At 60.8% G+C, this 13,608-nt stretch carries 11 protein-coding genes and 1 other RNA gene; 5 read left to right on the top strand and 7 right to left on the bottom strand.

Translation table 11 applies throughout. The features are described from left to right. The 5 genes from F599_RS15110 to F599_RS0106100 form a co-directional block, all read left to right on the top strand. Window positions 1-149: IS3 family transposase (locus F599_RS15110; protein WP_156021949.1), on the top strand; the 149-nt coding region annotated here is incomplete at its 5' end. 259 nt (window positions 150-408) lie between these two features. Further along, on the top strand, window positions 409-3,075 hold the full coding sequence (locus F599_RS0106115; RefSeq protein WP_156021948.1) for a calcium-binding protein: 2,667 nt from the start codon (window positions 409-411) through the stop codon (window positions 3,073-3,075). Between the two features lie 215 nt (window positions 3,076-3,290). Further along, window positions 3,291-5,000 (top strand): M48 family metallopeptidase, encoded by a 1,710-nt coding sequence (locus tag F599_RS0106110; protein ID WP_081626341.1) that lies wholly within the window; start codon window positions 3,291-3,293, stop codon window positions 4,998-5,000. Between the two features lie 20 nt (window positions 5,001-5,020). After that, on the top strand, window positions 5,021-5,827 hold the full coding sequence (locus F599_RS0106105) for a tetratricopeptide repeat protein (protein WP_156021947.1): 807 nt from the start codon (window positions 5,021-5,023) through the stop codon (window positions 5,825-5,827). A gap of 14 nt (window positions 5,828-5,841) precedes the next feature. Then, window positions 5,842-6,744, top strand: a complete 903-nt coding sequence (locus F599_RS0106100) for a hypothetical protein (protein ID WP_019542636.1) — start codon at window positions 5,842-5,844, stop codon at window positions 6,742-6,744. A 103-nt stretch (window positions 6,745-6,847) separates the two neighbouring features. Here the strand turns inward: F599_RS0106100 and F599_RS0106095 are convergent, their stop codons facing one another. From F599_RS0106095 to F599_RS13725, 7 genes are all read right to left on the bottom strand, one after another. Continuing rightward, a complete protein-coding gene (locus tag F599_RS0106095; RefSeq protein WP_019542635.1) occupies window positions 6,848-8,185 on the bottom strand; it encodes a glucosaminidase domain-containing protein in 1,338 nt (445 codons plus the stop codon). A gap of 113 nt (window positions 8,186-8,298) precedes the next feature. Next, window positions 8,299-8,541, bottom strand: a complete 243-nt coding sequence (locus tag F599_RS0106090; RefSeq protein WP_019542634.1) for a pro-sigmaK processing inhibitor BofA family protein — start codon at window positions 8,539-8,541, stop codon at window positions 8,299-8,301. Continuing rightward, on the bottom strand, window positions 8,541-9,137 hold the full coding sequence (recR, locus tag F599_RS0106085) for a recombination mediator RecR (protein WP_019542633.1): 597 nt from the start codon (window positions 9,135-9,137) through the stop codon (window positions 8,541-8,543). The genes F599_RS0106090 and recR overlap by 1 nt, the downstream gene beginning before the upstream one ends. Then, the gene (locus F599_RS0106080; protein WP_026327856.1) at window positions 9,137-9,472 is read right to left on the bottom strand and encodes a YbaB/EbfC family nucleoid-associated protein; all 336 of its coding nucleotides are present in this window, start codon (window positions 9,470-9,472) and stop codon (window positions 9,137-9,139) included. The genes recR and F599_RS0106080 overlap by 1 nt, the downstream gene beginning before the upstream one ends. A gap of 158 nt (window positions 9,473-9,630) precedes the next feature. After that, window positions 9,631-11,544: a DNA polymerase III subunit gamma/tau gene (dnaX, locus tag F599_RS0106075; RefSeq protein WP_019542631.1), complete on the bottom strand. Its 1,914-nt coding sequence runs from the start codon at window positions 11,542-11,544 to the stop codon at window positions 9,631-9,633. A 324-nt stretch (window positions 11,545-11,868) separates the two neighbouring features. Continuing rightward, an RNA gene (gene ffs / locus F599_RS15105) (signal recognition particle sRNA small type) lies at window positions 11,869-11,968 on the bottom strand. A 160-nt stretch (window positions 11,969-12,128) separates the two neighbouring features. After that, the gene (locus F599_RS13725; protein WP_019542630.1) at window positions 12,129-13,502 is read right to left on the bottom strand and encodes an MFS transporter; all 1,374 of its coding nucleotides are present in this window, start codon (window positions 13,500-13,502) and stop codon (window positions 12,129-12,131) included. Window positions 13,503-13,608 lie beyond the last annotated feature (106 nt).

The following is a 13,608-nucleotide window of genomic DNA, read 5'->3' as shown; positions in this document are numbered from 1 at the left end:
GGTTAGATGGTCAGCATTTCAGGACGCGTTCTGAGGCAAAGTCTGCAATTTTCGAGTATATCTGGATTTTCTACAATCGCCAGCGAATCCATTCGGCTAATGGCTACCGTACACCAGAGGCATACTACAATGAATACCGAGTCGCCTAGAACATCTTCTCGAGGAGATTAGCCGTTATCTAGTCGCTACAGTTGCAACCCATAAGGATCCGGAAAGGTATGTAAAACCAAGCAATTTTAAGATTTAAAGAGCTTCCTTTCGTTTAAAGATTCTAATCGTCGGGGGACAGGCCAGGTGGACGCGCATGGCAATCGCAAGATATCGAGCAGTGCGTTTACATGGGCAGACGGAGGTACGGGCGAGATCAGCGACTTCCAGATCGTGACGAATCGTCAGGCGAGCGTGAACATGAACGAGGTCGAGGTGCCGGAAGAAATCCGCAAGGAAATCTATCTGCCGGGGTCTGGAACGATAGAGGATAGTTGGCAGGTCCTCACGAAAGAAACGGATGGAAAACTGAAAGAAGCGCTCGCTCTCTACAAAAAGGAAAATACGGCGGACCATCTGGATGCAGTCATCTTCGCTCTTGCGGGTGTTACGAGTGTGGATGCGAAAAGCCGCGGCGCGTATGTCGATGCGAGGAAACTTGCCGTACTCGAGAAATTCTATGGACAACGCTATGAAGAGACAGCGCATGGGGACCCGAATGCTTGGAATGGGCCTATTATTGATACAATATACGAAAATGTCGCAAAATACTATCAAGGCTGGCTGGATGCAAATGGAGCAGCGAAAGAATATTTGGCAGAGGTTTCCCTAAAATTCCGGTTCGATGCTGACGGCAAGCCGGAAAGCGCCTATTGGGATTTCACTGATGTCAAGGCGAAGTTCTTGGCACAGGAAGACCGCAGCGGCGCAGCACAGGGATTGGAGGCATTTGCCAATACGATGCTGTCGCTCGGGGTGATGCTGGGAGATGAGTACAAGGCATTTGAGGCTGAGATGTATGCAATCGATGCTCGCTTTGGCGAAGCGCTTGATCGTGCAGGGCGCGCGGTGATCGAAGGGCAAGAGCAAGGGGACTCGCTTACTGGGCAGGGGACAGAGGTCTTGATCCTCGGAAAAGGAGGAAATGATAAACTCTACGCTCATGGTGACGATGTCATTCTCGCTGGTGGTAAGGGAGACGATGAACTCTACGGTGTGCGCGGCGATACCGTAGGACGCTGGGGCAAGAATGCTGGGCATGGGAAAGTCACCTACGTATGGAACCAGGGGGACGGAAACGACACCATCATCAATGTCTCGGATTTGAACAATGTGAGAAAAACAGGAGTGAAAGGCGTGTCTGTCTTGCGCTTTGGCGCGGGCATTACGGCGGAGAAAATCGTTTTTACTAGGAAAGACAATGACGCCTACATCGAGTATACCGACACGCATGAGAAAATCAAACTTCGGGACTGGTTCCGCAGCACGGAGGATCAACTGGATGGGATTTCTTTCGCAGATGGAACGTATTGGAGCAAAGAGGAACTGATACGACGTGCGGAAGACTTCCATATTACAGATGGCGATGATGAACTTTTCGGCAGCGACTGGGAGAATGAAATCGATGGAAAGGGCGGGAACGACCGTCTGTATGGACGCGGTGGCAACGACCATCTGCTCGGCGGTGAGGGCGATGATCGTTTAGAAGGAGGAGATGGTGACGATCTCCTGGATGGCGGGGTAGGGAATGACTATCTCGTGGGTGGCGAAGGGGATGATACCTATCTTTGGGGCATAGGATATGGAAATGATGTGGTCTGTGATGCGAAGCGTACCTGGTGGAATGGCTATGCAGCCAATGGCTACGATGTGCTTACGATAAAGGATGTGCAACCATCTGAGATCGAGTGGAGCGTTCATGGCAATGACCTGCGCGCTAAGATTCGGAGCACAGGCGAAACATTGACCATGGAACAATGGTATGCCGACGCGGTCAATCCGCTCCAGGAAATCCGCTTTGCGGACGGAACGGTGCTGACGAGCAAGCAGATCAATGAGATGACGGAAGAGACGCAGGGAACGGAGGAAGGGGAGGAACTCCGCGGCGGCGACATATTGCAAAATCGTCTCTATGGCAATGGTGGAGATGATAAACTCTTTGGCGGCACGGGGAATAATATCCTGGACGGCGGTGCGGGAAATGATGAACTGACCGGCGGTTATGGTGATGATACCTATTTCTGGGGAAAAGGTTATGGAAATGATACCATCTACAATGCTGTACGCGAATGGAGCGGTTATAAAGAGAGTGGTCATGACAGCCTGCGGATACAGGGCGTGGAGAAGGACAATATCTCATGGCAGGTAGAACGAAACGACCTCGTTGTCAGGAATCGGGTTACGGAAGAGACACTAAGACTCAAAGACTGGTATGATACATCCCTGGCGCAATTGGATTTTGTGGAATTTGATGACGGGACGAAACTTACGGCAGGAGAAATCGATGCGTTGTCTCGTACACGCAAGGGAACTGAAAAAGATGAGGAGTTCCATGGCGGCGATCTCAGCGATGATGTCTTGTTCGGCGGTGACGGGGAAGATAGGCTCTACGGGCATGGAGGTAATGATATCCTCGATGGCGGCAAGGGAAACGACTATTTGAATGGCGGTTTTGGCGATGATGTTTATCTGTGGGGCAGAGGGGACGGAAATGACATCATTGACGATTGGGCGGTCACCTGGAATCGGCAGGACGAGGGCACAGACACGGTGCGGTTCAAAGACGGTATCCAAGTAGATGATATCCTGTGGCATATAGAAGGGAGGCATTTGATTGCGGAACTGAAAGATACGAAGGAGCATCTCACCATTTGGGACTGGGAAAGGGGGAAAAGCGAACGTGTGGAGCAAGTGCAGTTTGCAGACGGGAGTATCTTTTCCGCGGATCAGGTCGATGCCTGCGTGGCAAAAAGTCCATACGCTTCCTTGGACATGGTCACGCCCGTTGGCATGGCGGGAGGCGTGGGGCAGGCCGGAAACATGGGAAATCAATTGGTTGTAGCTTCTGAGACATCGATGCGTTCGTAATGTCTTTTTGATGAGGATAGGAAATCAGTAGGACGATAAGTTCTTATCAGAATGGATAAAACTCCACAGAGAAAACAATGAGAAGAAGCACCTTCTGACTTGACGGCCTTGGTTGTGACTGCTATATTAAAAACAGTTAATTTTTCCTTGTCTTCGGTGATCAGCAGAGACGCGGCGCGCGGGGGCAGAGTAGAGGAACATAGGGGGATTCCGTTATGACGAACAAAGGATGGAAAACGTCAAGACTCAGGAAACAGGTGCTTGCAGCAGTGCTGGCGGGAGGCATGGCGATTGCTTCGCCGTTTGCCATGCCGACGGCGGAGGCGAGTTTCGGAGACTGGAGCGGTTTGCTCGGTGATGTCATCGGCGGCGTCGCAAGAGCGGAGAGCGCACGGTCGTATTTCCTTGCACTCGGGAACAATCCCGTCGTGCAGAATCAGCTGTATCTCTCTCGTGCTGCAAAGGATTCCACGGCGAAACGCGCGGTCGATGAGAAGGCGGTTTCCATGGTGGATGTCGTCATGAAGAAGATGATCGGGCGCGGCGATTTTGTGCTGCGCAACAATTCCCTGCCGTTCCGCTGGAAGGTCGTTCCGAATGATGAGTTCAATGCGAGCTGCGATGCAGCAGATGTCATCATCGTCTACGATGGTGCCATCAAGGAGATGAATTACCAGCCGGACGAAGTCGCTGGCGTGCTCGGGCACGAGATGGCGCACGGCTACAACCAGCATCTCGCCAATGATGCGAAAAAGGGCGTGCTGGCGAATCTCGTGGGAAACCTCGCCTATAATGCGATTCCCTCGTTTGGAATCGGCGATGTGCTCCCCGCACAGCTCATCAATTATGTGGCGATGAAGAATGTCCCTGTCGCGACGGAGAAACGCGCGGATCGCAGCGGCTTCTTCACGATGGCGAGCGCGGGTTTCAATCCGGGAGGGATGCCTGCTGCGATGGCGCGCATGAGCCATGTGACGACGTATCAGGGAGATTTCGCGGACTTCTTCAGTCCGTCGGACCATCCAAGCACGCGCGCCCGCATCAACGCGATGGCGGCGCTCATGACGGACTACGGGCTTGGCCATCCGAGTGTGCAGAACGCGAACGATGTTTATTTCGATAAGGAACGCCTGCTCATCGCCGAGGAGGATGGCGGCATGGATGCTGAGGAGATGGCGTATCTCATTGCCGGCGGCATCGCGAAGGGCTTCCATGACAATGCGCACATCACGGATTGGAATTTCCGCAAGCTCTCCGACGGGACAATCGATTTTCTCACGAACGATCCCGCCTATCGCCCTCTCAAGGATGCGCTCAAGGCGGACAGCGAGGCGGCGAGCCGTTTCCAGAGCCTCGTCGAGGCGGCCTATGTGCAGGATGCGAAGACGAACGCGCGTATGACGTATCCTAAGGAGGAGAAGAAGCACATCGAGGATATGCGTGCGGAGCGGGAGCGTCAAGCGAAGCGCACGGAGAACTCCGCCGATAAGGTGAACAACGGCGAGAAGTACATGCAGCTCGGTCTCGCAGACCTTGCGGAGAAGGAGTTCACGCGGGCAGGTAAGCTCGATCCGAAGAATTCCGTAGCGAAGAGCGGCATGGCGGCAGTGCTCGCGAGCCGCGGAAGCTATCAGGAAGCGATGCAGCTCGCAAATGAGGCGGTCACGATGGCGCCGGATGTCGGTGAGAACTACGTCAACCGCGCCGCCGTCTACCGTGCGATGGGCAATCTCGATGAGGCGCTCGCCGATTGCAATCGGGCGCTCTCCGCTTCGGCTTCTGCAACGACTGCTTATCGCATTGCTGGTGAGATTTTCGACGAGCAGGGTGCGAAGGAAAGTGCGCTGCAGGAATTCCGCGCCTACCATGAGGCAGCTCCGCAGGCAAAGGATATCCCGAGCGAGTATCTCGCGCAGTTGCAATGAGGCGTGCGATGAGATGTGCAATGAGACGAGCGGCTTCCTTGCTGCTCGCAGGGAGTTTCCTCGCACTCCCCGTCCTGATGTGGAATCAGCCGACGGCACAGGCGAGCGATAAGCGGTATCGGCAGGTGACGGCGGCGGATGATGCGCAGTCGGTGCGGCTCCGCGATGAGGCCGATGCGCTCCGGGGCCAGGGGGACTATGCGCGCGCTGCAGAGCTCTACACGAAGGCAATCCATCTCAATGAGCGCCGCGGCGGCTACCTCGAGCGCGGCTATTGCTATCTGAAGCTCGGCAAATACGCACAGGCAGAACATGATGCCAAGACGGCACTCTATCATCAGACGGCGCGTGATACCCTTCGCCCCGGTGTCGCAGGTATGGCGCCGTTCATCCAGGTCGTGTGCGCCTATCATACGGCGGATTACCAGCTCGCTGCTGAGGCGTCGCAAAAGGTGCACGGTACGCGCTATGCAAAGGATCCGGAGTATCTCTCGATCATGCAGGAGCTCGCGCAGAATCCTGATTTCATCGCCCGCGCGGTGAAGTTCCAGGAGACGAGCGTCACGGTCGAGGACGGCGGTGTCTCCGTCGAGGGGATGCTCGAGAACATCAGCGATGCCCCAATCACGGTCACGCAGGCGGATATCGCCCTGCGCGCGACGGATGTCAAGGGGAATGTCGCTTGGAGCGACGCGCAGGTGCTTGGGAATCTCGCCGTCGAGGTCCCGCCGGGGAAGAGCGTGTTTTACTCGTTCTGGATGCCCAATGACAGGTGCCGCGCCATCAGCGGGGAAATGCAGCATAAATTACTGGTCAAATTCGGCTGAAGAGGAGGAACGACATGAAAAGCGATTGCAGGCAATGCCTTGCCGTCATGATTGGCGGCGTGGTGCTTGCCTTGTCGGTATTCCTCGCTTGGGAATCTGCGCCCGTGCGGGCGGAGGTTGTGCGCAGTGAGCCGGAGCAGGAGGTGCTGACCTACTACAGCGAGGGACAGCGCTACATCATGAAGAAGTATACGCCGGGCGTGGTGTATCTGAATCCGTATACGCGGGGAGACTACCGCATCGAGGACTATGCGCAGTCTCAGTGGAATGTCTCGTTCGACTATGACGATGTGAAGGACGAGTTCACGCTCTATGGTACGCAGGGGACGGAACGGCTGCATTACAACAGCGATCATGAAATCGAGGTGGAGGAACTGCAGCAGGGGAAGACGGGCGGTATCAGCACGTATTCCGATGGGAACGCAGAGCATGTCTTCCGCAATGCATCCGGTGCTTCGCTCCCCGCCTATGTCGCGCGGGCGCTGCAGATTTTCCGCGCGACGGATGAATACGAGCGCGGAGAGCTTCACGAGCTCTATCAGTCGACGACGCCGGATGGCGGGCAGACGCAGCCGTTCCTTCTCGAGAAGAATGCCATTGCCAAGGAGCATGCGCAGGATGTTTACCGGCCGCGTTGGAAGATGGTCCCTGAGGATGATGAGGGAGATTGGATTTCCTTTGACTACAATCCTGATACGGATTATTTCACTATGTATGATCCATTGGACGATTCACCATACGCGAAGCGACGGTTTGTCACACTGACGCAGATCGACACGGTGAAGTATCGTGATCCTGGAGCAGAGACAGGAATCTATAATAGAGGACCGGATGGATCGTTTTCTGGGCCTGGTAGTACGATTACGAAATTCATTACTGATGGCATGTTGATTTTCTACACGCAGCTGCGCAAGTAATCGCTAGACGCGGGATGCGTGCTTTCAGCAAACATTAAACGACGCAGGGCGTCTGCAGCACAGAGATATGCTGCAGACGCCCTGCGTCGTTTTTTGTTCCTGGTTATTTCTTTTTCGCTTTCGTCGCTTCCTGCTTCACGCAGGCGGCAAGGAGGATCTGGTTGGCGAGGACGTCGAAGTCGGCGTTGTTGATCTGGGCGGCGCGGTGCAGGGTGCGCCAGGCGGCGTCGTAGTCGTGCTGGGCGATGCGGGCGACGGCGATGGCGTTTTCGGCGGCGGCGCTCTGCGGGTTCGCGTTGAGTGCGCGGCGGAAGTCATCGATGGCGTCTTTCGGTCGGTTCATCGCGAGGGCGAGGAGGCCGCGGTTGTAGGCAGCGGGGGCGAAGTCTGGAAATTCTTCGCGCAACGTGTCGTAGAGGGCGAGCGCCTGCTTTCGGTCGCCGGTCGCCGTGGCTGTGAGCGCGAGGTCGTAGAGGGCGGCGAGCTCGTGCGGGGCGAGCGTGTGGGCGGCGGTGAAGTCGCTTTGTGCGGCGGTGAGGTCGACGCGTTTCTCGTAGACGATGCCGCGGTAGAGGTAGGCGGAGGCGTCGTCCGGGGCGTTTTTGACTTTCGCCATGGCGGCGGCGAGGGAGGCGTCGCTGCCATCGGGGGCTTTCGCGGCTGCCCAGAGGCGCAGGATGTCCTGCCCGTAGGTCTTGCCGGGGACCGCCCAGACGCCGTTGAGCTGCGTCCAGTGCGTGATTTGTCCGTGGATGTCCGGGTGCTCGCGGACGATGAGCTCGTAGCGCGGGTCGATGATGGGGGCGGCGGGGAGCTCGCGGGAGGCGTAGGCGAGGAGGTGCTGGATGTGGGCGCGCACGCCGAGCTCGGGCGTGGCGAACTTAGCGCCTCGCACGCCGCCGCCCGTCGTGCCGAGGCCGCAGAAGTTGTTCTGCGCGGGCAGGACGTCGCCGCCGTAGGCGAAGAAGCCTGTCTCCTTGAGTGCCTGGCAGAGCGCGACGTCGGGGCGGATGCCCTCGCGGCCGGCTTCCGCGTAGTAGTAGCGGACAATCTCCTCGACGGTGCAGGCGAGTTTCGGCTGCGGGTTGCGCCGACGGATGAAGGCGGCCATCTGCTCCTGCGTGGCCTCAGCGGGGCCGAAGATGGTCACGGTCTCCGGCGCGGCCTCGTCGGGCAGGAGTGGCAGGTCGTAGGCGGGCGCGAGGCGGAACGTGACTTCGTTGATGAGCTTTTTGTTCACCTCGGCGGGGAGCTCTCTGCCGAAGTCGGGGCGTGCGATGGTGACGTTCCCTGCGATGGGGCGCTGGGCGATGTCAGCGGGGAGTGCAGCGGTTGGCTCAGCTGCCGCCGCCCGCACGGGCGCGGCCGTGCAGACGGGCGCGGCGAACAGGCAGGCGGCGAGCGCGAGGGGTGCGAGGGTGAGATGACGCTGGTAGTGCAAGGGGATTCCTCCTTATCGATGACAGTGGTGTGGCGCGCGGCGGGCACGGTCAAAAAGAAAGCCCCTCTTCTTCCGGAGGGGCTTTGCCGTGCCTTTGCGTGCGGCTGCGGGCATCAGAGATGCTGGTAGATGAGGATGAGGAGCACGCCTGGGATGCCGAAGATGCCGGCGATGAGGGCGCGCACGATGTCGATGGGGATGCCCGCGCCGAAGAGGTTGACCACCCAGAGCATGACGGCGCCAATGAGGCTGTTCGTGATGAATTTCCAGAGCAGCTTCACGGGCAGCGAGATGATCTTCGCGATGAGGCAGAGGATGATGATGCCGACGGCGAAGGCGATGATCATTTCAAACATCAGATTTCCCTCCTGTTTTCCATGGCTTTTGCGAGCGTGACCTCATCGGCGTACTCGAGGTCGCCGCCGATGGGCAGGCCGTGCGCGATGCGCGTGACCTTGATGCCGCTGGGCTTCAGGAGCTTCGCGATGTACATGGCGGTCGCCTCGCCCTCGACGTTCGGATTGGTCGCCATGATGATCTCCTTGACGTTCGTGTCGTAGAGGCGCGTGAGCAGCTCCTTGATGCGCAGGTCGTCGGGGCCGACGCCCTCGAGCGGGGAGAGCGCGCCGTGCAGGACGTGGTAGACGCCCTTGTATTCGTGCATGCGCTCCATGGCGGCGACGTCCTGCGGCTGCTCGACGACGCAGATGACGGAGTGGTCGCGCTTTTCGTCGTCGCAGATGGCGCAGGGGTTGCGGTCGCTGAGGTTGAAGCAGGTGCTGCAGTAGCCGATTTTCTCTTTCGCCTCGAGAATGGCGCCCGCGAGGGATTTCGCGGCGGCGGCGTCCATGTCGAGCACGTGATACGCAAGGCGCACTGCCGTTTTCTGGCCAATGCCCGGCAGTGCGCGAAAGTGCTCGATGAGGTTGGCGAGGGGTGCGATGTACTGCATCAGAGCATTCCCGGCGGGAGGCCGAGCCCGCTCGTGAGCTTGCCCATCTCGGCGGCCATCATCTCGTCGACCTTCTTCGTCGCCTCGTTGAAGGCGGCGGAGAGGAGGTCCTGCAGCATCTCGACGTCTTCCGGATCGACGGCGGCAGGGTCGATCGTGAGGGACTGCACCTGCTTCTCGCCGTTCATGACGACCTTGACGGCGCCGCCGCCGGCTGTGACGTCGACGGTCTTGCGCTTGAGCTCGTCCTGCATCTTTTTCATTTCGCTTTGCATCTTCTGGACTTTCTTCATCATGCCGGCCATGTTGCCCATGTTGCCCATTCCACCAAACATTCGGGTTCCTCTCTTTCTGTCTCTGGGAGCCTCGCAGGGCGCTCATGGGCGTCCTGCGGCTCCGGGAAAGCGGGTGCGCTGGCATCCCGCAGCGGTATCTGCCATCTGGCAGGTGTTCGGCATTACTTCCTTTAGCCTATCAAAAATACATTCGTTCGTCAATCATGCGGCGGTTCCTGCGGCGGCTGTTTTTGCGGCTGCTGTGGCTCCTGCTCTGGCGGCGCCGAGGATGGCTCCTGCGGCGCCGCTTGCGTTGCTGTTTGCGGCGGCATCTCCGGCGGCTCGATGAAGTTGTCGCCGAGGATGCTCACGGCGTTCTGGAGGCTTTTCTGCTCGTCCGCGGGCAGCGCGCTGATGTCGACTTCGACGGGCTTCTCCTCGTGGGGGAGCGGCGGCAGCGCGGGGCGCTCTCGTTTCTTTGGCGGCGGAGGCGGCGGCGCGGGCGCGGCTGCCTCCGCCGCGGAGCAGACGAGCTGCATGGGGTGGCCGAAGACGGACGCGAGGACTTCCTCGACCTGTTTTTTGTAGATGCGCAGGGTGAGCTGCGCGAGCGTCTCGGTCGGGAACTCGAGGAAGCACTGGCCGCCTGTGAAGCCCCGGATGCGCCCCTGGGTGATGCAGGCGAGCGTCGATTGCTTGTGCTGGCTGCGGAAGGTGTCGATGACCTTCTGCCAGGCGGCGGCATCCTCGGCGTTCGCCTGGGCCTGCGGCGCGGCAGACAGAGGCGCGGGCGCTGCGGCGCGGGCAGGCGGTCCCGTGGGCCGGGCGGCTGCCGGGGCGGCGGGAGCGCTCGCCGCTGACCGCTGCGGTGCGGGCGCGGCTGTAGGTTGTGCCTGCGGTGCGGCGGCCTGCGGCACTGCCGCGAGGGCGGCGCTGAGGCGCGCGATCTGCGCCTCGAGCCGCGCGATGCGCTGCGCGTCGCCTGCGCTCTCCGCGGCGCTTGCGGCGGCTGCCGGGGAGGCGTCCGCTGCCGCGCTGCTGCCGCCTAGACGGCCGCGGCAGAGCGCGAGTAGCGTGACCTCGACGGTGATGCGCGGCTGCGGCGACCAGCGCAGGGTGCTCACGCCCTCGTGCAGGCGCGCGAGCATGGCCATGATGGTTTCGCCGGGGAAGAGGGCGGCCTGTTTTTTCAGCACGTCCTCCGGTTCGGCGTAGAGGTCGAGCCCTTCGACGGTGCCGGCGGCCTGATAGATCATGAGGCTGCGCAGGTGGAGCGCGAGCTCCGCCATCATCTGCTTGAGATCTTTGCCGCCCGCGAGGAGCTCGGCGACGATGCTCAGGACGCTCTGCGCGTCGTGCGCAGCGATGGCGTCCGTCATGCGGTAGATCCAGCTGTGGCCGACGAGGCCGAGCATCTCCTGCACGAGCGCGGCGGTCACGGGGCCGTCGGCGAGGGAGATGCACTGGTCGAGGATGGAGAGCGCGTCGCGCAGGCCACCGTCCGCCTGCAGCGCGATGAGCTCGAGCGCGTCGTCCGCTGCCTCCGTCTGCATCGCGTCGCAGATGGTGCGCAACCGCCCTTTGATCTCGCTGACGGTGATGCGGCGGAAATCGTAGCGCTGGCAGCGGGACTGGATGGTGGCGGGCACCTTGTGCGCCTCGGTCGTCGCGAGGATGAAGACGACGTGGGCGGGCGGCTCCTCGAGCGTCTTGAGGAGCGCGTTGAACGCCTCCGCTGTGAGCATGTGCACCTCGTCGATGATGTAGACCTTGTAGCGGCCTTCGGCGGGCGCGAATTTCACCGTCTCGCGCAGGCCGCGGATCTCATCGATGCCGCGGTTCGACGCCGCGTCGATCTCGAAGACGTCCATCGAGGAGCCGTCGGTGATCTTGCGGCAGTTGTCGCAGGTGCCGCAAGGCTCTGGCGTCGGCCCGTGCGCGCAGTTGAGCGCCTTGGCGAGGATCTTTGCCGTGCTCGTCTTGCCCGTGCCGCGCGGGCCCGCGAAGAGGTAGGCGTGGCCGATGCGCCCCGAGACGATGGCCTGCGAGAGCGTCTTGGAGACATGCTCCTGCCCGACGAGGTCGGCGAAGGTCTTCGGCCGCCATTTCCGATAGAGTGCGATATACGCCATGCGTCATTCCTCCTGCGGTTCTATAGTCGTTTCTGCCTCCGCGATCCTTGCGTGCGGCGCGGAGACAGGGGCGCGGTGATGAGGAACCACTGATTAATTCGGCACTCCGTCTTCATGCGTCTGCACTGTCCTCTCGCCCTCGACCATCCTCAGCGTAGCTTCGGCTACGCCTGCGGTTTGTCTCCGAAGAGTATGGCGCATCCGCATAAATCCGGAGCACCTCATTTAATCAGCGGTTCCTTGAGGGAAAGCCCTCTCGTGCGATACAAGAAAAGCCTTCTCCCTGTGGAGAAGGCTCGTCTTTCCCTTGGAACGTCGGACCACAGCCCCCAGGCGACCTCGCGGCACATGAGGTATCTCTCTTAACGCTGCTTCCTTCCGGACCTGACGTGGTTCGTGAGGCCCCATTGCGCGAGACCCAGGCGCTGCGGCCCGACCTTCCAACGGAACGTGAGATATTATACCATGTTTCCGCACCGGCGTCAATTTCTCCGCGCGGACAGCCCCTTGCCTCCGCACGGAGAGGCAGGTACCATCAGGCAGGCGGGCGGCCATCCGGCAGGCCCGGAGGGGGTCAGCAGCCATCAGCGACCATCGCGCGGCTCGCTCTTGGCGCTGCGCCGCGCGAGCGACGGTGCGATGCCGAGGACGCAGAGGACGGCGAAGACGACGAAGGAGAGCTCGATGCTATGCAGGAGCGATGCCTCTGCCGGGGCGTCCCAGCGGAGGGAGAGCAGGAGCGTCACGATGGCGCAGGAGAGCACCTGGCCGACGAGGCGCACGGTGCCGAGCATGGAGGAGGCGAGGCTGTAATAGCGCGGCGGGACAGCGCTCATGATGGCGTTGTTGTTCGGCGCGCCGAAGAGCGCGAAGCCCGCGCCGATGAGGACGAGGAGCAGCGCGAGCAGTGGCAGGCTCGCGCGAGAGAGGACGGGGATGAGGAGCACGAGCCCCACGGCGATGATGCCCATGCCGGCGGAGGTGAGCAGGGCGGCGGAGTACTTGTCGGAGAGGCGCCCGGCCTGCGGCGAGAGCAGCGCCATGACGACGGGCTGCACGAGGAGCACCGTTCCCGCCTCGCGCGAGGTGAAGCCGAGGAGGTTCTGGAGGTAGAGGGAGAGGAGGAAGGTGAGCGCGAACGTCGCGCTGTAGTTGAGCATGGCCGTGAGGCTCGAGAGCGTGAACGCACGGTTCGTGCGGAAGAGGTGGAGCGGCAGCAGGGCGCTCTCGCCCAGGGCAAGCTCGCGGCGCAGGAAGAGCGCGAAAAAGACGAGGCCGAGGAGCAGCGCTGGCAGCGCGAGTGGCGAGCCCATGAGCTCGGAGAGGCCGAACATGACGCCCGTCATGCCGAGGGCGTAGAGCAGCGCGCCGGGAGCGTCGGCGGGCGGCGGGGCAGCGGCGCGCCATTCCCGCTGGATGACGCGCTCGGAGAGCGCGGCGGCGACGAGCGAGGCCGCCGCGAGGAAGAGGAAGATGCTGCGCCAGCCGAGGTAGTAGTTCATGAGGCCGCCGAGCACCGGGCCGAGCGCGAGCCCCGTGTAGACGACGGCGACGTTCCAGCCGATGGCGCGTCCGCGCCGCTCCTTCGGCACGACGAGCGTGAGGAGCGACATGTTCGTCGCGAAGAGCATCGAGGTACCGACGCCCTGCAGGGATCGCCAGAGGAGCATGGTGCCGATGCCGGTGGAAAACGCGCCCGCGAGTGCTGTCAGCCCCGAGAGCCACATGCCCGAGAGGAAGACGCGCCGCTTGCCGAGGCGGTCGGCGACGCGGCCGAGCGGCAGCAGGCAGACGACGTTCGCGAGCAGATAGCCCGTGAGGATCCAGGCGAGCAGCTGCGGCGGCGCGGCGAACTCGCGGCCGATGTCCGGCAGCGAGAGCGTCAGCGCGCTCGAGGAAAACGGCGTGATGAAGGACGCCGCCATGATGGCGGCCAGGATCTTCTTCTCTTCGGACATGGCGGTTCCCTCCTGATTGGAACTGAGGATGCATACAAAGCTACATGCACAAACGTCCGCTTCGTGGACATTGCGCATCGCCCTTACAGTCAATCCCACCAATCAC

It is taken from the genome of Selenomonas bovis DSM 23594 (genome assembly GCF_000381005.1).
GTDB classification, from domain to species: domain Bacteria; phylum Bacillota; class Negativicutes; order Selenomonadales; family Selenomonadaceae; genus Selenomonas_C; species Selenomonas_C bovis.
Note: the sequence above shows the minus strand (reverse complement) of the source record. Positions and strands in the feature narration are given on the sequence as shown.

Bases quoted from the DNA above. Each gene is read 5' to 3' on its own strand.
- F599_RS0106115 (WP_156021948.1), top strand. From the start codon at position 409: ATGAACGAGGTCGAGGTGCCGGAAGAAATCCGCAAGGAAATCTATCTG.
- F599_RS0106080 (WP_026327856.1), bottom strand. From the start codon at position 9,472: ATGTTTGGTGGAATGGGCAACATGGGCAACATGGCCGGCATGATGAAG.
- F599_RS13725 (WP_019542630.1), bottom strand. From the start codon at position 13,502: ATGTCCGAAGAGAAGAAGATCCTGGCCGCCATCATGGCGGCGTCCTTC.
- F599_RS0106100 (WP_019542636.1), top strand. From the start codon at position 5,842: ATGAAAAGCGATTGCAGGCAATGCCTTGCCGTCATGATTGGCGGCGTG.
- recR (WP_019542633.1), bottom strand. From the start codon at position 9,137: ATGCAGTACATCGCACCCCTCGCCAACCTCATCGAGCACTTTCGCGCA.
- F599_RS0106110 (WP_081626341.1), top strand. From the start codon at position 3,291: ATGACGAACAAAGGATGGAAAACGTCAAGACTCAGGAAACAGGTGCTT.
- F599_RS0106105 (WP_156021947.1), top strand. From the start codon at position 5,021: ATGAGACGAGCGGCTTCCTTGCTGCTCGCAGGGAGTTTCCTCGCACTC.
- F599_RS0106090 (WP_019542634.1), bottom strand. From the start codon at position 8,541: ATGTTTGAAATGATCATCGCCTTCGCCGTCGGCATCATCATCCTCTGC.
- dnaX (WP_019542631.1), bottom strand. From the start codon at position 11,544: ATGGCGTATATCGCACTCTATCGGAAATGGCGGCCGAAGACCTTCGCC.